The sequence below is a fragment of the Mycobacterium sp. genome (assembly GCF_965230835.1).
Classification (GTDB): domain Bacteria; phylum Actinomycetota; class Actinomycetes; order Mycobacteriales; family Mycobacteriaceae; genus Mycobacterium.
Genome location: NZ_CBDDLW010000002.1, coordinates 4,862,478 through 4,879,379 on the forward strand (window position 1 = coordinate 4,862,478; position 16,902 = coordinate 4,879,379).

The window sequence follows — 16,902 nt, forward strand, 5'->3', positions numbered from 1 at the left end:
GTGCGACACCGACGTCTACGTGATGTCGTCATGAGGTCTGCCAACGACCGTCGGTGCCGACACCGGCGCAGGCGGGTCGATTACCGACGCTTCGTCATCGGAGATCGGTTCTTCCCGCTTCGCTTTTCGCCTGTCATGCAGCCGCGCAACCTGAATGGCGAACTCGAGCAACACCGTCAGCGCCAGGCCCAGAGCCGTCATCGAAAACGGGTCTGATCCGGGAGTGAACACCGCCGCGAACACAAACATCGCGAAGATCAAACCGCGCCGCCAGGACTTGAGCCGCTCATAGGACAACAGACCCGCCAGGTTGAGCATGACGATCAGCAGGGGAAACTCAAAACTGATCCCGAACACCACCAACAGGTTCAACAGGAAGCCGAAGTATTTGTCGCCGGATAGCGCGGTCACTTGCACATCGCTGCCGACAGTCAGCAAGAAGCCCAGCGCCTTCGCCAACACCAGATAGGCCAGCACGGCGCCGCTGACGAAAAGCACTGCCGCGGGAATGACGAACGCCACCGCGAAGCGGCGCTCCTTCTTATAGAGGCCGGGGGTAATGAACGCCCAAAGCTGGTAGAACCACACCGGACAGGCCAGCACGATCCCGGCCGCAACCCCGACTTTGAGCCGCAGCATGAATTGGTCGAACGGCGCGGTGGCCAACAACCGGCATTCTCCGTCGGCGCTGATGTCGGCGCGCGCGGACTGCGGCAGCGCGCAGTACGGATGCCGCAACCACTCGCCGAGGCTATCCAGGCCAAAGATTGAATGCGAGTACCAGAGGAACCCAAAAATCGTGGTAATCAGAATCGCGCCAAGCGAGATCAAGAGCCGGGTACGAAGCTCGGTCAAATGGTCAACCAGGGACATCGTCCCGTCGGGATTGGCGCGACTACGCCTCCGCCGAGGGTTGAGTCGTGTGATTAGGCCAGCAAGGCGTTCTGAGGCCCGGGAACCGTTCACCACGTTTGGTCAATGACGCTGCCGTACGACAGTGCAGCGACCCGGCTAGGCCGGCCGCGTCTCGGGGTGACCTTGATCTGAAGCCGCCGCCGGATCGACCCGCTGGGACTGCACCGGAGTAGGGGTTTCAGTGCGAGAGTCCAGGGCAGAAGCTTCAGACTTGCCCTCGTTTTGCATTTCACGCACTTCGGATTTGAAAATCCGTAGCGACTTGCCCAAAGAGCGCGCCGCGTCAGGGAGCTTCTTGGCACCGAACAGCACGATCACCACGACAGCGAGGATCGCCCAGTGCCACGGACTAAGACTGCCCACTTTGATTACCTCCAGACGTTCACTCGATGTTACCGCAGCCAAGGCAGGTCTCTCCGAAAAGCGCACGGTACCCGCGCCGCGCGCCGTACCGCCCAGATCGTCGCGGTCCAGGCGCGGTGCCGCAATCAAGGCCGGTGTTCGCCATCAGCTCAATGCCTGGTAGGCACGCAAGGCCGCGGCGGCGGCATCGCGCACCCGCTGCGCGAGCGACTCCGGCTCCAGTACCTGCACGGCCGACCCGAAGCCAAGCACTAAGCGCGTCATCCAGTCCTCGGAGGCATAAGTCATGGCCATCTCATAAGAACCCCCAGGCAGCTCGCGCAGCTCGCGCATCGGGTAGTACTCGAACATCCACGACGCCGACGGTGCCACCAGCAGCGTGGCCGACGGCAATGACGGATCGCCATCGAACAGCGACGTGTCCGGTGGCGCCTGCAGCAACGGTTCCGGCGGCATGGCTGGCTCGCCAAGCTCGGTGGCGTCGACAATCCGGTCGAAACGAAACAACCGAACGCCTTCGGCCTCGCGCGACCAAGCCTCCAAGTAGCTGTGACCGCCGATGAGCAATACCCGGATGGGGTCAACCGTCCGGGCGGTGAGGGTGTCATGCGACGCGGCGTAGTAGTCGATACTCAGTGCACGTTTGTCATGCACCGCCGAACGCACCATGGCCGCCGCCCGGCTCTCAACGGGTGCGGGTTCGTCGACGGCTGACGCAGTGTCATCGTGCCCGACCGCCCCGGCTGCCGCCGCGATCTTGGCGATCGCGCTGCGCGCCGCCTGCGGATCAACCACGCCGGGGATGTCGGCCAGAGCTCGCAGCGCCACCAGCAGACCGGTGGCCTCGGGAGAGGTGAGCTTGAGCGCGCGGTCGATACCCGCCGAGAACGTCACCTCGACGGTATCGCCCGAGAACTGGAAGTCGATAAGATCGCCCGGGCCGTAACCGGGCAGTCCGCACATCCACAGCTGATTGAGGTCTTGTTCTAGCTGCTTGGCCGACACGCCAAGATCAACGGCGGCCTCCGCTCGGGTGATCCGCGGGTTAGCTTGGAAGTACGGCACCATGTTGAGCAGCCGCACCAACCTCGACGACACGGGGCCCATCAGCGCCGCTCCTCCTCATCGCTTCGCTCTGCATCGTCGCCAACGCGAGCCATCAGCGCCGCTCCTCCTCATCGCTTCGCTCTGCATCGTCGCCAACGCGAGCCATCAGCGCCGCTCCTCCTCATCGCTTCGCTCTGCATCGTCGCCAACGCGAGCCATCAGCGCCGCTCCTCCCGCGCACGCAACCGAGCCAAGACCTCTTCACGCAACGACACCGGCTCCAGCACGATCACATCGGCGCCGTAGCCGGTGATGTCACGCGTCAATCGATCGCTTGACCCGATATCGAGCTCGATCACCTCGCCGTCCCGGCCCGCGACATTTCGAGGTCCGACCAACCGCCCGGCGCGCCGCAGCGCGGTACCGCGCCCGCGAGCCACCCACACAGTGGCCTGCACCCCAGTCGGGGCTTCGGTGACCTTCTGCGCCACGATCTTGCGCAAATCAACACCATCGGGCACGTCGATCGCGTCGACCGGACCGATCGGCGTCACCTGCGTACCGATCCGCGACAACCGAAATATCCGGGTAGCGCCGCGGTCGCGGTCGTGGCCGACCAGATACCAGCGCCCCTTTTCGGTGACCACTCCCCACGGTTCGACCGTCCGGGTGGTGTATGGCTCGGCGCGGGAGGACCGGTGGGGGAACTGCACAGCCTGCCGCGAATCGACAGCAGACAACAGAATTCCCAGGACATCCTCGGACCCACGCAGTCCGGCCACGCCGGTTGGCGAGGCGATAGTCACTGGGGCGTCGGGGTCGACGTCAACGCCGGCCGCCCTCAGCTTAAGTAACGCGCCGTGGGTCGCGGTAACCAACTCATGGGACTCCCACAACCGGGTAGCGACCGCAACCGCTGCGGCTTCGTCGGCGGTCAGCTCAACCGCCGGCAATGCATAAACGTCGCGGTTGATGCGATAGCCCTCAGCGGGGTCCAAGTTGGAGACCTTTCCAGTCTCAAGCGGGATACCCAGGTCACGCAGCTCGTTTTTGTCGCGCTCGAACATCCGCGAGAACGCCTCAAAACTAGGACTGTCGGCATAGCCGGCCACACTGGACCTGATCTTTTCGGCGGTGATGTAGCCACGGGTGGACAGCAGGGCGATGACAAGATTGACCAGCCGTTCGACTTTCGAGATCGCCACCCGTAGCAGGGTAGTGGCTACATACTCGCGATCAACCGTTTGACGCGCTCATCGACTGCCCGGAACGGGTCCTTACACAAGACAGTGCGCTGAGCTTGGTCGTTGAGCTTGAGATGTACCCAGTCAACGGTGAAATCGCGCCCTGCGGCCTGCGCTGCGCGGATGAACTCGCCGCGCAGCCTGGCGCGCGTGGTCTGTGGTGGATTGTCCACAGCCGCACCGATGTCGTCATCGGTGGTGACGCGGGCCGCTAAGCCCTTCCGTTGCAGCAGATCGAATACGCCGCGACCGCGCTTGATGTCGTGGTAGGCCAAATCCAGCTGCGCGATTTTCGGGTCCGACAACTCCATGTCGTAGCGGTCCTGGTAACGCTGGAACAGCTTGCGTTTAATCACCCAATCAATCTCGGTGTCCACCTTGGCGAAATCCTGGCTCTCAACGGCATCGAGCTGACGGCCCCATAGATCAACGACTTGCTCGATCTGCGCATTGGGCTCGCGGGTCTGAAGATGCTCGACGGCGCGGGTGTAGTACTCACGCTGGATGTCCAGCGCGCTGGCCTGACGCCCGCCGGCCAGCCGCACCGGCCGGCGACCAGTGATGTCGTGGCTGACCTCGCGGATTGCACGAATCGGGTTGTCCAACGAGAAGTCGCGAAACGCAACCCCCGCTTCGACCATCTCCAACACCAGCGCCGCGGTGCCTACCTTCAGCATGGTGCTGGTTTCGCACATATTGGAGTCGCCCACGATGACATGCAGCCGCCGATACTTTTCGGCATCGGCGTGCGGCTCGTCGCGAGTGTTGATAATTGGCCGGGACCGAGTGGTTGCGGACGAAACGCCCTCCCAGATGTGCTCGGCGCGCTGGGAAAGGCAAAACGTGGCGGCCTTCGGCGTCTGCAGCACTTTTCCCGCGCCGCAGATCAGCTGCCGCGTCACCAAGAACGGCAACAGCACGTCGGAGATTCGGGAGAATTCTCCGGCCCGCACGATCAGGTAATTCTCGTGGCAGCCGTAGGAGTTGCCTGCAGAGTCGGTGTTGTTCTTGAACAGGTAGATATCGCCACCGATGCCCTCGTCGGCGAGGCGCTGCTCGGCATCGACGAGCAGATCTTCCAGCACCCATTCGCCGGCCCGGTCATGGGTCACCAGCTGCACCAGGCTGTCGCATTCCGCGGTCGCGTACTCGGGATGGCTACCCACATCAAGGTAGAGACGCGCTCCGTTGCGTAGAAAGACGTTGGAACTGCGACCCCAAGACACCACTCGTCGGAATAGGTAACGGGCTACCTCGTCCGGCGACAGGCGCCGATGACCGTGAAAAGTGCAGGTGACACCGAACTCGGTCTCGATGCCCATGATTCGCCGCTGCACGTGATTGAGCGTACTTGTTGTCCGACCGGTTTGGGTTCAGCGGCTCCGAGTAGGCACCGACAACTTAATCCGACGACTCACCGTCGGCGTCCGCGCTGGCCGAATCCATTTCCTGCAGCAGCGTTTCGAGCGCGCCGCCGGTGATGCGCCGAAACGCTCGTCGCGGCCGGTCAGCCTCGAGAATTGCCACTTCTAGACTGGCCCCGCCCAGAGCCGGCTGACCATTGCCCGACGTATCGGCGCTGCCCGCCCGCAGCGCCTGCACCGCGATACGCACGGCGTCGGTCAAACCGGCATTCTCGGTATAGGACTCTTTGAGGGCACTCGTGATCGGCTCCGTGGTACCACCCATCACAACGAAATGCGGCTCGTCGGCTATCGACCCGTCGTAGGTGATCCGGTAGAGCTCGGGGGGTTTCGTCTCGCCGTGGTGCGCGACCTCGGCGACACACAACTCGACCTCGTAGGGCTTGGCCTGCTCGGTGAAGATGCTGCCCAAGGTTTGCGCGTAGACGTTGGCCAACTGCCGCCCAGTGACATCTCGACGGTCGTATGCATAGCCGCGGGTGTCGGCGAACTGGATCCCGCCGCGGCGCAGGTTGTCGAATTCGTTGAACTTGCCCGCCGCCGCGAAGCCGACCCGATCGTAGAGTTCGCTGATCTTCTGCAGCGACCGCGAGGGATTCTCGGCGACGAACAGCACGCCTCCGGCGTAGGCCAGGACCACCACGCTGCGTCCACGTGCGATGCCCTTACGCGCGAGCTCACTGCGCTCACGCATCGCCTGCTCAGGTGAGATGAAATACGGAAAGCTCACTTCTCAACCCGCCGATTCGCGTTGGAGCCAACGGCGTCATCGCGTGATCGGGATTCGATGACTCCGCGAGCTACTTCGGCGATACGGCTCTCGGGCACATCGGCTGCTCCGTCGACCCCGATGGTGACCGCCGTCGGATAGATCCCCCGGACCAGATCCGGCCCGCCGGTGGCCGAATCATCGTCAGCGGCGTCGTAGAGCGCCTCCACGGCCACACGTAGCGCGGAATCAGCGTTGGTGACCTGCGAATACAACTTCTTCATCGACGACTTGGCGAAAATAGACCCCGACCCCACCGACTGGTAGCCCTCTTCCTCGATGTTCCAGCCCCCGGCGGCGTCAAACGAGACGATGCGGCCCGCGGATTCCGAGTCGGAGGCTTGGATGTCATAGCCCACCAGCAAAGGTAGCGCTACCAGGCCCTGCATCGCCGCCGCCAGGTTGCCGCGCACCATGATGGCAAGCCTGTTGACCTTGCCCGCAAACGTGAGCGGCACACCTTCGAGCTTCTCGTAGTGTTCAAGTTCGACCGCGTAAAGACGAGCGAACTCAACAGCGACCGCCGCGGTCCCCGCGATGCCAGTGGCCGTGTAGTCGTCGGTGATGTACACCTTGCGCACGTCGCGGCCCGCGATCATGTTGCCCTGCGTAGCGCGCCGATCTCCGGCGATAACGACTCCGCCGGGGTACTTCAGCGCGACGATAGTCGTGCCATGCGGCAGCTGATCATCGGCACCGCCAGGCTGGGCGCCACCGCCGATGCTCGCCGGAAGCAACTCCGGCGCTTGGCGGCGGAGAAAATCGGCGAAGGAAGACAGGTCTACGGCAGGGGCTCCAGAAAGCGGCGAGTTGGCGGTCAGGCGGTTAGGTAACGGCCAGATCACTGTCCGCCCTTTTGGACGTATGCACGGACGAAGTCTTCGGCGTTCTCTTCAAGGACATCGTCGATCTCATCGAGCAGATCGTCGGTCTCCTCGGTCAGCTTTTCGCGACGCTCCTGGCCAGCGGCGGTGCTGTCGGCGAAATCATCATCATCGCCGCCGCCACCGCCACGTTTGGTTTGCTCCTGAGCCATCGCCGCCTCCTGCTTCGTCTGGGCCTTTCCGAAGGCCGCGGGTGCGTGTCACTTGCTCGCTGGTCTCTCCACCCTACCGGTCACCCCCGACATTGCCTGGGCGCACATGCGATTGCGACACACCTCAGTTGGTGAGTTGTTCCACCAGTTCGGCGGCGCTATCCACCGAATCCAACAACGCCCCGACATGTGCCTTGCTGCCCCGCAGCGGCTCCAGGGTCGGAATACGAACCAGCGAATCGCCGCCCAAGTCGAAAATCACCGAGTCCCAGCTGGCCGCAGCGATATCAGCGCCGAACCTACGCAGGCATTCGCCGCGAAAGTACGCACGAGTATCAGTCGGCGGATTCTGTACCGCAGCGAGTACCTCGGACTCGGCGACCAGCCGCTTCATCGAGCCGCGGGCAACAAGTCGGTTGTAGAGCCCTTTATCAAGCCTGACATCGGAATACTGCAGATCAACGAGGTGCAATCGGGGAGCGGACCAATTCAGGTTCTCCCGATGCCGGAACCCCTCAAGCAGCCGCAGCTTTGCCGGCCAGTCGAGCAACTCGGCGCAGTCCATCGGGTCACGCTCAAGCTGGTCAAGCACATTCGCCCAGGTCTCCACAAGGTCAGCTGCCCGGGGATCGGGGTCGCGACTGTCGACAAGCTTAGCCACCCGATCGAGGTAGATCCGTTGCAGCGCAAGACCGGTTAGTTCGCGACCATCGACAAGGGCCACAGTCGCTCGCAGCGACGGATCGCGGCTGATCGCGTGGACCGCGTGCACGGGCCGCGCCAAGGCCAGGTCGGACAGGTCGATGCCTTCCTCGATCACATCGAGCACCAGCGCCGTGGCACCCAGTTTTAGGTAGGTCGACGTCTCGGCAAGGTTGGCGTCGCCGATGATGACGTGCAGCCGCCGGTATCGGTCGGCGTCGGCGTGCGGTTCGTCACGTGTGTTGATGATGCCGCGTTTCAGCGTCGTCTCTAAACCAACCTCGACCTCGATGTAGTCGGCACGCTGGGACAGCTGGAAGCCGGACTCCTCACCAGAAGGCCCGATACCAACCCGCCCCGAACCCGTCACCACCTGCCGTGACACCAGAAAAGGGGTCAACCCGGCGATGATGGCTGAGAACGGCGTCTGCCGCGACATCAGATAGTTCTCATGTGACCCGTACGACGCGCCTTTGCCGTCGACGTTGTTCTTGTACAGCTGCAGCTTCGCGGCTCCCGGCACACTGGCGACGTGGCGGGCAGCCGCCTCCATCACGCGCTCGCCGGCCTTGTCCCAAATCACCGCGTCGAGCGGGTCGGTGCACTCGGGCGCGGAATACTCCGGGTGAGCGTGGTCGACATACAGCCGCGCCCCGTTCGTCAAAATCATGTTGGCCGCACCGACCTCATCGGCATCGACTACCGGAGGGGGGCCAGCTGCCCGGCTCAGGTCGAAGCCACGGGCATCCCGCAGCGGCGATTCGACTTCGTAATCCCAGCGGGTGCGCTTGGCGCGCTGAATTCCGGCGGCAGCAGCATAAGCCAACACCGCCTGGGTCGAGGTGAGGATCGGGTTGGCAGTCGAGTCCGACGGCGATGAAATGCCGTACTCGACCTCTGTCCCGATGATCCGTTGCATGCCCTGCAGCCTAGGCGTGGCGAAGATACGAGCATCCGCCGGCCACCGAGCCGGAATCCGGCGTCGCCGCAACGACGGTCAACTGCCACCCGACTCTATCGGGCACCGCGCTGGCGACCCGCACTCCAGTGAGCCGCGTCCGAAAACTGGATCTTTAAAACGCTACGCCGTTGCAGGCCGTTGATCCTGCGGATCACACACCGCCGAGTCCTAGAGATATTGGCCAAGGTTGGATTCGGTGTCGATAGCCCGGCTCGCGCTGGAACTCTTGCCGGTGACCAGAGTGCGAATATAGACGATACGCTCGCCCTTCTTACCCGAAATCCGCGCCCAGTCATCAGGGTTGGTGGTGTTGGGCAAGTCTTCGTTCTCAGCGAACTCGTCGACGATCGAGTCGAGCAGATGCTGAATGCGCAGTCCCTGTTGCCCGGTCTCAAGCACTGATTTGATGGCGTTCTTCTTGGCCCGGTCGACAACGTTTTGGATCATCGCCCCGGAGTTGAAGTCCTTGAAGTACATGACCTCCTTGTCACCGTTGGCGTAGGTGACCTCCAAGAACCGGTTGTCGTCGATCTCGGCGTACATCCGGTCGACGACTTTCTCGATCATCGCTTTGATGCAAGCAGACCGGTCGCTGTCGAACTCGGCGAGATCGTCGGCATGTACCGGCAACGACTCGGTCAGGTACTTCGAGTAGATGTCCTGGGCCGCTTCTGCGTCCGGCCGCTCGATCTTGATCTTGACGTCGAGGCGCCCGGGCCGCAATATCGCAGGATCGATCATGTCCTCACGATTGGAGGCGCCGATCACGATGACGTTCTCCAGTCCCTCCACCCCGTCGATCTCGCTCAGTAGCTGCGGGACCACGGTGGTTTCGACATCTGACGACACCCCAGTGCCCCGAGTGCGGAATATCGAGTCCATCTCGTCGAAGAACACGATCACTGGCGTACCTTCCGACGCCTTCTCGCGGGCTCGCTGGAATATCAGCCGAATGTGACGCTCGGTCTCGCCGACGAACTTGTTCAGCAACTCCGGGCCTTTGATGTTGAGGAAGTACGACTTCGCCTCGCGGGCGTCGTCGCCGCGGACCTCGGCCATCTTCTTCGCCAACGAGTTGGCCACTGCTTTGGCGATCAGCGTCTTGCCGCAGCCGGGCGGGCCATAGAGCAGCACACCCTTGGGCGGGCGCAGAGCGTACTCCCGGTATAGCTCCTTGTGCAGGAATGGCAGCTCGACAGCGTCGCGGATTTGCTCGATTTGGCGAGTCAACCCGCCAATGTCTTGGTAGCTGACATCGGGCACCTCTTCTAGCACCAAATCTTCGACCTCGGCCTTCGGGATGCGCTCGAAGGCATAGCCGGCTTTGGTATCAACCAGCAACGAGTCACCGGGCCTCAGCTTGCGGGGCCGGGTGTCGTCGTTGAGCGCGTCAGGGACACCATCCGGCAAATCGTCGGCGACCAGCGGCTCGGCCAGCCAGACGATGCGTTCCTCGTCGGCGTGGCCCACGACAAGGGCCCGGTGGCCGTCGCCCAAAACCTCGCGCAAGGTGGATATCTCACCGACCGACTCATACGCGCCGGCTTCGACGACGGTCAGCGCTTCGTTGAGCCGGACCGTTTGCCCCTTACGCAATGACGCGGCGTCAATATTCGGCGAGCAGGTCAGCCGCATCTTGCGCCCAGAGGTGAACACGTCGACGGTTTCATCGTCGTGAGCAAACAGAAGGACACCGTAGCCGCTGGGCGGTTGACCCAACCGGTCAACTTCCTCGCGCAGCGCCAACAGTTGCTGACGCGCTTCTTTAAGAGTTTCCATTAATTTCGAATTGCGGGCTGCAAGCGAGTCGATGCGGGCTTCGAGTTGGTGCACATCGCGGGTAGCGCGGGCCGGGCTCTCCTGCCCGGCCGCGGTCTCAAGCTGCTCGCGCAGCATCGCGGCTTCGCGCCGCAGCTGCTCCAGTTCGGCAGCATCGTCACTGGACAGCGGGATATCACCAGGGGTACCGAATGCTTCAGAACGCTCTGACTCACCCATGTTGCGCTCCTTCCCCGCTCACCGACCGACGCTGCGGATACACCAACGCTACCGGCGATCGGCGCAATATGTGCGGAGTCAAATGCCGACGAGACGTAACATTTTCGGTCTCGCTGGTAATCTCTGCCTCGAGGCGGGCCACTCGAAGGGACCACGCAAGAGCCTCGAGAGAGCCCTGAAAGGACCTCCGCAACCGTGAAATCCCTAGCCACAAGGGTAGCGGCCACCGCCGAGAGACGCGGCCGGCCGATCTCATGTGCTTCGGTGAAAGAGCTACCCAAGGAAGTAGGCGCGGGCGCATAGCCTGGCTCATCACTGGATGAACGGACACACGCGCGCAGTCCTGGGCGCCGCCACGGTAGTGGCGGCGCTTGGGGTTGTCGGGTGCTCCGGGGGGGACCCAACAAGTCCGCCGTCGGCTGCCTCCCCGGTGCCGTCCGCTACTCCAAGCACCGTTTCGGCTCCCCTCACGGCTCCCCTACCGGCACCCGAAACCCTGACCGACGTGCTGTCCCGGCTCGCGGACCCGGGCGTACCAGGCGTCGAGAAAGTCACCCTCATCGAAGGCACCAGCCCGGAGAGCGCCGCCGTCCTAGACAGCTTCACCACCGCGATGCGGGACAGCGGCTACTTGCCCGTGACCTTCGCTGCAACCAACATCGAATGGTCGGACAAGAACTCGTCCGATGTGATAGCGAGCATCAATGTGACCACTTCTCGGCCCGATGACAACGGATTCGCTTTCCCGATGGAGTTCACACCTTTCCACGGAGGCTGGCAGTTGACCCGGCGGACGGCCGAAATGCTCTTGGCCCTGGGAAGTTCCGAGGAGACGTCGACGCTTGCACCGGCCCCGGAGCCCAAGCCGACGCCAGAACCAGCTCCTACGTCGGGGGGCTGAGAGCCCACCGAATGTGGATCGGCTGGCTAGAGTTCGACGTCTTACTCGGCGACGTGCGATCGCTCAAGCAGAAGCGCTCGATAATCCGTCCCGTTGTCGCCGAACTGCAGCGCAAGTTCAACGTGTCAGTCGCTGAGACCGGTGCACAGGATCTGCATCGTAGAGCTGGCATCGGATTGTCGGTGGTCTCCGGCGATCGCAGCCACGCCGTCGATGTTATGGACGCGGCCGAGCGCTTGGTAGCCGCACGTCCCGAACTGGAGCTGCTGTCCGTGCACCGAGAGCTGCGTCGTAGCGATGACTAACTAGCCATCGCGTCCTGGGCGCTTACGCCCCAACGGCGCCGGGGCAACAGCGCCAGGCGCCAACCGGCGAGTCGCCACGAGAAAGGCGGTGTGCCCGCGCATCGAATGCTGCGGGCGGACAGCCAGCCCAACGACATTCCAACCGCGCTGCATCGTCTCCCACGCCCGCGGTTCGGTCCAGCACTTTTGGGCCCGCAGCGCCTCCACGACCTTGGACAGCTGAGTCACGGTAGCCACGTAAACGACCAACACGCCGCCGGCGACCACCAGCCGTGATACCGCGTTCAGCACCTCCCAGGGCGCCAGCATGTCCAGCACTGCCCGGTCGAATGTCCCGTCCGACAGCTCAGAGTCGGCGACGTCACCGATGACGAGCTGCCAGTTCTCCGGCAGCTGGCCTCGATCGCCTCGGCCGTCTTCGCTCTGGCGAACCTCATAGAAATTAGCCACATTGCGACGTGCGTGTTCGGCATGCTCTGGACGCTGTTCGTAGGAGATCACCTGCCCGTGCGGCCCGACCGCCCGCAGCAGAGAGCAGGTCAGCGCGCCAGATCCAGCTCCCGCTTCCAGCACGCGAGCGCCGGGAAAGATATCGCCCTCGTGCACGATCTGAGCAGCGTCCTTGGGGTAGATCACCTGCGGTCCGCGGGGCATCGACATCACGTAGTCGACCAACAGCGGACGCAGCACCAGGAATGCGGCGCCGTTGCTTGATTCGACGACGCTGCCTTGCTCCAACCCGATCAGCGCATCGTGTGCAATCGAACCGCGGTGGGTGTGGAACTCGCTGCCGGGAGTAAGAGAGATCGTGTAATGGCGACCCTTGGCGTCGGTGAGCTGGACGCGTTCGCCGGCGGTGAACGGGCCGGTTGCTGACACGGCACCTAGCGTGCCAGCCGACGCGCCGCGGCCGGTGCCCGGGGTTGTCTGGGCCCCGGCCTAGGCTGCGGGAATGACCGACTCGCCGTCGCCGCACCAACCGGATGCACGCACACCACGGTTAGCTCTGTCACCGTCGCGGGCCGCGGATTTCAAACAGTGCCCTTTGTTGTACCGTTTCCGCGCGATCGACCGTTTGCCCGAGGCACCGTCAGCGGCACAGCTACGTGGGTCGGTGGTGCATGCCGCACTTGAGCAGCTTTACAGTCTGCCCGCGCCGCGCCGGGATCCCGACACCGCCAGGTCGCTGGTGGAGCCCGCCTGGGACCAGCTGATTGCTGACGATCCCGATCTGGCAGACGAACTGGACGGCGAACAGCGGTCCCGACTACTCGAAGATGCCCGCGCGCTACTGTCTGGCTACTACCGACTCGAGGACCCAACCCGCTTCGACCCAGACGGCTGTGAGCAGCGTGTGGAGGTGGAACTTGCCGATGGCACGTTGCTGCGTGGATATATCGACCGGATTGACGTCGCCGCCACGGGTGAACTGCGAGTAGTCGACTACAAAACGGGCAAGGCGCCGCCGGCCAGCCGGGCGCAGGCCGAGTTCAAGGCAATGTTCCAAATGAAGTTCTACGCGGTGGCACTTTTCCGTTCACGCGGTGTGCTGCCCGCCCGGCTGCGGCTCATCTATCTGGCCGACGGACAGCTGCTGGACTATTCGCCGGAGCAAGACGAGCTGCTGCGCTTCGAAAAGACGTTAATGGCAATCTGGCGGGCGATCCAATCCGCAGGCGCAACAGGCGATTTCCGCGCCAGCCCATCACGACTGTGCGGATGGTGCCCGCATCAGGCGCACTGCCCAGCTTTCGGAGGGACGCCGCCGCCCTACCCGGGGTGGCCCGATCACCCAGGTGCCGCGCGTCCGACCGAGCCGGCAGCGTGACAATTTGTTTCTACCGACGCCTCCCCAGCGACGGTGACCATCAGAGGTTCAGCGCAACTGACTACACCCGAAGCAACTGGGCCCCCGAAATTCAGCATGGATCACCCCCGCTGGCGCTGCTGACCAAACTGATCGAAGAACTGTCGGCGGGATCAGGCCTGCGGATCGGCAGACTCAGCCTCGACATACTCGGGCCAATTCCCGTGGCGCCGGTACGCGTTCGGGCCTGGGTGGAGCGTCCCGGTGCACGCATCGCCATGATGGTCGCGGAGATGCTCGCCGATCCTGTTCACGAACCCGCCCGTACGTTAGCCCGGGTCACCGCGTGGCTCCTGGCAGTCTCCGACAGCTCGGACGCGGCCACCGACCGCTACTCTCCTTTGGCAGAAGGGCCGGCCGAACCGATTCCGGCGGTCTTCGCCAACGCTGGCGGCTATTTCGACGCGCTCAGCTGGCGGCCGCAACTCACCGACGAGCAATCCGCCGCGGTGTCCTGGTTCAGCCCGCTGGGGCATGTCGTCGATACCGAAACGACATCGGGACTGCAGCGTCTTGCCGCCATCGTGGACTGCGCCAACGGAGTGGGTGCGATCCTCGACCCAAGCGAGTTCATCTTCATGAATACCGACACAGTGGTGCACCTGCACCGGCTGCCGACGGGCACCGACTTCGCGCTGCGCGCTCGCGCGTCTGTGGGACCGGACGGCATCGGGGTGACCACAGCAGAGGTTTTCGACAGAGCCGGGTTCTTGGGGACATCGGCCCAGACCATCCTGGTCCAGCGTAGACAACTCACCTAGTCTCATGGCGGCGAGCCGCGGCGCCCGCGATGCCCCGCAATTCTTGGTCACAACACGGCTGCCGCGGCGACGATAGCGAAGCCGCCCAGGACCGCAACCATATCCTCTAGCAAGGCGATTGGCAGGTCATGGCCGCCGCGAGCAGCGACCAGCCTGCGCCGGGCCTGAAAACCAATCACCGTGCCCAACACAGCGCCGATTACGCCGGCGCCAAGTGCCCCCCACCGGTATCCCCACGCGGTGCCGATGACGGCGCCGGCGAACCCGCCCAAGATGATCCGAACCAAGAAGACCGGCGTCGCGGTGCGCGGCGGCGTCCGGGATAGTTTGTCGCCGACGAGTTCGGCAACCGCAAAGGTGCTGACCAACGCAACCGTCACGATGTCGCCCACCCAAGATGCCCAGGTTCCGTGCAAGTTAATCCAGTCCAGAAAGGCGGCCCAGGCAACTACGGCCGGAGCGGTCACTGAGCGCAACCCAGCAACAACACCAATCAACAGTGCCAGCAGCAGCACAAGGACTTGCGTCATTGCGATCCCTTCGGGACACAAGATCAGCCTGGCAACGCTACCGGGACGCTAACACAGCGCCGACCCGGAACACCTGCTACTGGATCAGAATCGGCAGAACCTGATGTCGGATGCGAGGATCGCTTTGGCACCGATCGCGGCGAGGTCGTCCATCAAAGCGTTCACACCCCGACGGGGCACCAACGCCCGGATCGCGACCCAATCCGGGTCCGCAAGCGGGGCGATAGTCGGCGACTCGAGTCCAGGCGTGATCGCCGTCGCTTTCTGCAGCGCCGACCGCGGGCAGTCGTAGTCGAGCATCAGATACTGCTGGCCGAAAACCACACCCTGCACCCGGGCGACCAGCTGATCACGCGCCTCACTCCGGCCGCTGCCATCTTGAACAGCCCGCTCGATGAGCACCGCCTCGGAATCGCATAGCGGCTCACCGAAGGCCACCAGGTCATGCAGGCTCAGGGTGCGCCCAGACCCCACCACATCCGCGATGGCGTCGGCGACCCCGAGTTGAACCGAAATCTCCACGGCACCATCGAGTCTGATGACCGTTGCGTCGATACCTCTGGCGGCCAAATCTTTGCGAACCAGATTCGGGTACGCGGTGGCTATCCGTTTGCCGGCCAGGTCAGCCGTTGTCCAGTCGCGATCTCGGGGGCCGGCGTAGCGGAAGCTGGAAGATCCGAAACCCAGCGCTAAACGTTCCCGCACCGGCGCACTGGAATCGCTAACCAAGTCGCGTCCGGTGATTCCAAAGTCGAGCTCTCCCGATCCGACGTAGATAGCTATGTCCTTGGGCCGCAAGAAGAAAAATTCGACGTTGTTGACCGGATCGATGACGGTCAGGTCTTTGGGATCGGTGCGGCGCCGATACCCGGCTTCCGTCAGGATCTCGACTGCCGGTTCACTCAACGCACCTTTGTTAGGAACCGCGACCCGCAGCATCGTCACAGCTTCCGATAGACGTCATCAAGGGATAATCCACGGGAAATCATTAACACTTGGGTCCAATACAGCAGCTGGCTGATCTCCCCGGCCAGTGCGTCGTCAGGTTCGTGCTCGGCTGCTAACCACACCTCACCGGCCTCCTCCAGAATCTTCTTGCCCACTGTGTGTATCCCCGCATCAAGCGCGGCTACGGTGGCGCTGCCATCGGGCCGGCTACGGGCGCGCTCACCGAGTTCGGCAAACAGATCCTCGAAGGTCTTCACGGCCAGCGATTCTGTCACGCATCGACGTGCAAAGTCACGGCAGTTTCAGCCCGCCTGGTTGTGGCGTTTGTAGAGTGAGGCATGGCACTCTCTGAGATCGAGGTCAGAGTGGACGGCCCTCGCGGCGATATCACCCTGAACCGGCCGGACAAGCTGAACCCGCTCAGCACCACCACGTTGAACGAATTGGTTTCGGCCGCCCGCCACCTCGACACCCTGCCCAGCGTGAAGGTGGTGGTGGTTTCCGGCAACGGTCGGGCCTTCAGTGCCGGCGCCGACCTTGCGTCGTTCGCCCCCAATACCCGCGGTGCGGCGGTGAACCCGCGAGAAGCCGCCGATGCCGGACGACGGATGGCTGATGCGATCGAGGCGATGCGCGCCGTGACGGTCGCTGGCATCCATGGTCACTGCATCGGGGGTGGCCTGGTCCTCGCCGCGGCCTGCGACTTGCGCATCGCCGCCGCCGACACCCGCTTCTCGATCCCCGAGATCGACTTGGGGATCCCCCTTGCCTGGGGAGGAATACCGCGACTGGTGCGAGAAATCGGCCCGGCTCGGACCAAAGAACTCGTGATGACCTGCCGCCCGTTTGGGGCGGCAGAAGCCCTTACCGCAGGCTTTCTGAACAAGGTGGTCACCGAACAGGACCTGGCTGGCGCAGTCGACGAAATGGTAGCCATGTTGGCGAGCAAGCCGGCGTTGCCCCTAACTGCCACCAAACAGCACACAAACGCGGTGACAGAATCGATGGTCGGTCCTGGCCGGGCCTGGAGCGACGCCGATGCACTGGTCACCGCGTTGCAGGACCCGGAGTCGCGCGCCGCGGCGACTGCCTACCTAAACGGCTTGGGGCGCGGCTGACACACCCGCACGC

The 16,902-nt window shown here is 63.5% G+C and carries 19 protein-coding genes; 5 read left to right on the forward strand and 14 right to left on the reverse strand.

What is annotated here, in order from left to right:
* Positions 1 to 15 precede the first annotated feature (15 nt).
* The 10 genes from tatC to arc all read right to left on the reverse strand — a co-directional run bounded on the left by tatC (position 16) and on the right by arc (position 10,459).
* Positions 16 to 966, reverse strand: a complete 951-nt coding sequence (gene tatC / locus ACO07W_RS22140; RefSeq protein WP_421845694.1) for a twin-arginine translocase subunit TatC — start codon at positions 964 to 966, stop codon at positions 16 to 18.
* 45 nt (positions 967 to 1,011) lie between these two features.
* Positions 1,012 to 1,278, reverse strand: coding sequence for a Sec-independent protein translocase subunit TatA (tatA, locus tag ACO07W_RS22145; protein ID WP_421846170.1), 267 nt, complete (start codon positions 1,276 to 1,278; stop codon positions 1,012 to 1,014).
* A 144-nt stretch (positions 1,279 to 1,422) separates the two neighbouring features.
* The gene (locus ACO07W_RS22150) at positions 1,423 to 2,385 is read right to left on the reverse strand and encodes a helix-turn-helix transcriptional regulator (protein WP_421845695.1); all 963 of its coding nucleotides are present in this window, start codon (positions 2,383 to 2,385) and stop codon (positions 1,423 to 1,425) included.
* A 158-nt stretch (positions 2,386 to 2,543) separates the two neighbouring features.
* Entirely contained in the window at positions 2,544 to 3,530 is a 987-nt protein-coding gene (locus ACO07W_RS22155) for a helix-turn-helix transcriptional regulator (RefSeq protein WP_421845696.1), read from the reverse strand.
* Between the two features lie 17 nt (positions 3,531 to 3,547).
* The gene (pafA, locus tag ACO07W_RS22160; protein ID WP_421845697.1) at positions 3,548 to 4,906 is read right to left on the reverse strand and encodes a Pup--protein ligase; all 1,359 of its coding nucleotides are present in this window, start codon (positions 4,904 to 4,906) and stop codon (positions 3,548 to 3,550) included.
* A 64-nt stretch (positions 4,907 to 4,970) separates the two neighbouring features.
* Positions 4,971 to 5,723, reverse strand: a complete 753-nt coding sequence (prcA, locus tag ACO07W_RS22165; RefSeq protein WP_421845698.1) for a proteasome subunit alpha — start codon at positions 5,721 to 5,723, stop codon at positions 4,971 to 4,973.
* Positions 5,720 to 6,607 (reverse strand): proteasome subunit beta, encoded by an 888-nt coding sequence (gene prcB, locus ACO07W_RS22170; RefSeq protein ID WP_421845699.1) that lies wholly within the window; start codon positions 6,605 to 6,607, stop codon positions 5,720 to 5,722. The genes prcA and prcB overlap by 4 nt, the downstream gene beginning before the upstream one ends.
* Complete coding sequence (locus ACO07W_RS22175; protein WP_421845700.1) at positions 6,604 to 6,798, reverse strand: ubiquitin-like protein Pup; 195 nt, start codon at positions 6,796 to 6,798, stop codon at positions 6,604 to 6,606. Before ACO07W_RS22175 ends, prcB begins: the two co-directional genes overlap by 4 nt.
* A gap of 124 nt (positions 6,799 to 6,922) precedes the next feature.
* A complete protein-coding gene (dop, locus tag ACO07W_RS22180; protein WP_421845701.1) occupies positions 6,923 to 8,419 on the reverse strand; it encodes a pup deamidase/depupylase in 1,497 nt (498 codons plus the stop codon).
* A gap of 210 nt (positions 8,420 to 8,629) precedes the next feature.
* Complete coding sequence (gene arc / locus ACO07W_RS22185; protein ID WP_421845702.1) at positions 8,630 to 10,459, reverse strand: proteasome ATPase; 1,830 nt, start codon at positions 10,457 to 10,459, stop codon at positions 8,630 to 8,632.
* A 319-nt stretch (positions 10,460 to 10,778) separates the two neighbouring features.
* Here arc and ACO07W_RS22190 point away from each other — a divergent pair, with 319 nt between their 5' ends.
* Together ACO07W_RS22190 and ACO07W_RS22195 are read left to right on the forward strand one after the other, a co-directional pair.
* Complete coding sequence (locus ACO07W_RS22190) at positions 10,779 to 11,360, forward strand: hypothetical protein (RefSeq protein WP_421845703.1); 582 nt, start codon at positions 10,779 to 10,781, stop codon at positions 11,358 to 11,360.
* An 11-nt stretch (positions 11,361 to 11,371) separates the two neighbouring features.
* The gene (locus ACO07W_RS22195) at positions 11,372 to 11,665 is read left to right on the forward strand and encodes a DUF503 domain-containing protein (protein ID WP_421845704.1); all 294 of its coding nucleotides are present in this window, start codon (positions 11,372 to 11,374) and stop codon (positions 11,663 to 11,665) included.
* Here the strand turns inward: ACO07W_RS22195 and trmI are convergent, their stop codons facing one another.
* Complete coding sequence (trmI, locus tag ACO07W_RS22200; RefSeq protein ID WP_421845705.1) at positions 11,666 to 12,544, reverse strand: tRNA (adenine(58)-N(1))-methyltransferase TrmI; 879 nt, start codon at positions 12,542 to 12,544, stop codon at positions 11,666 to 11,668.
* Positions 12,545 to 12,617: 73 nt separating this feature from the next.
* Between trmI and ACO07W_RS22205 the strand changes: the two genes are divergently transcribed.
* Positions 12,618 to 13,493: a RecB family exonuclease gene (locus ACO07W_RS22205; protein ID WP_421845706.1), complete on the forward strand. Its 876-nt coding sequence runs from the start codon at positions 12,618 to 12,620 to the stop codon at positions 13,491 to 13,493.
* Positions 13,490 to 14,293 carry a thioesterase family protein gene (locus tag ACO07W_RS22210; RefSeq protein ID WP_421845707.1) on the forward strand — a complete coding sequence of 268 codons (804 nt, stop codon included), beginning with the start codon at positions 13,490 to 13,492 and terminating at the stop codon, positions 14,291 to 14,293. The genes ACO07W_RS22205 and ACO07W_RS22210 overlap by 4 nt, the downstream gene beginning before the upstream one ends.
* A gap of 47 nt (positions 14,294 to 14,340) precedes the next feature.
* Here the strand turns inward: ACO07W_RS22210 and ACO07W_RS22215 are convergent, their stop codons facing one another.
* The 3 genes from ACO07W_RS22215 to ACO07W_RS22225 all read right to left on the reverse strand — a co-directional run bounded on the left by ACO07W_RS22215 (position 14,341) and on the right by ACO07W_RS22225 (position 16,046).
* Entirely contained in the window at positions 14,341 to 14,823 is a 483-nt protein-coding gene (locus tag ACO07W_RS22215) for a glycine zipper 2TM domain-containing protein (RefSeq protein WP_421845708.1), read from the reverse strand.
* 84 nt (positions 14,824 to 14,907) lie between these two features.
* The gene (gene hisG / locus ACO07W_RS22220; protein ID WP_421846171.1) at positions 14,908 to 15,762 is read right to left on the reverse strand and encodes an ATP phosphoribosyltransferase; all 855 of its coding nucleotides are present in this window, start codon (positions 15,760 to 15,762) and stop codon (positions 14,908 to 14,910) included.
* 2 nt (positions 15,763 to 15,764) lie between these two features.
* Positions 15,765 to 16,046 (reverse strand): phosphoribosyl-ATP diphosphatase, encoded by a 282-nt coding sequence (locus ACO07W_RS22225; protein WP_421845709.1) that lies wholly within the window; start codon positions 16,044 to 16,046, stop codon positions 15,765 to 15,767.
* 63 nt (positions 16,047 to 16,109) lie between these two features.
* Here ACO07W_RS22225 and ACO07W_RS22230 point away from each other — a divergent pair, with 63 nt between their 5' ends.
* Entirely contained in the window at positions 16,110 to 16,889 is a 780-nt protein-coding gene (locus ACO07W_RS22230) for an enoyl-CoA hydratase/isomerase family protein (protein ID WP_421845710.1), read from the forward strand.
* Positions 16,890 to 16,902: the final 13 nt, after the last annotated feature.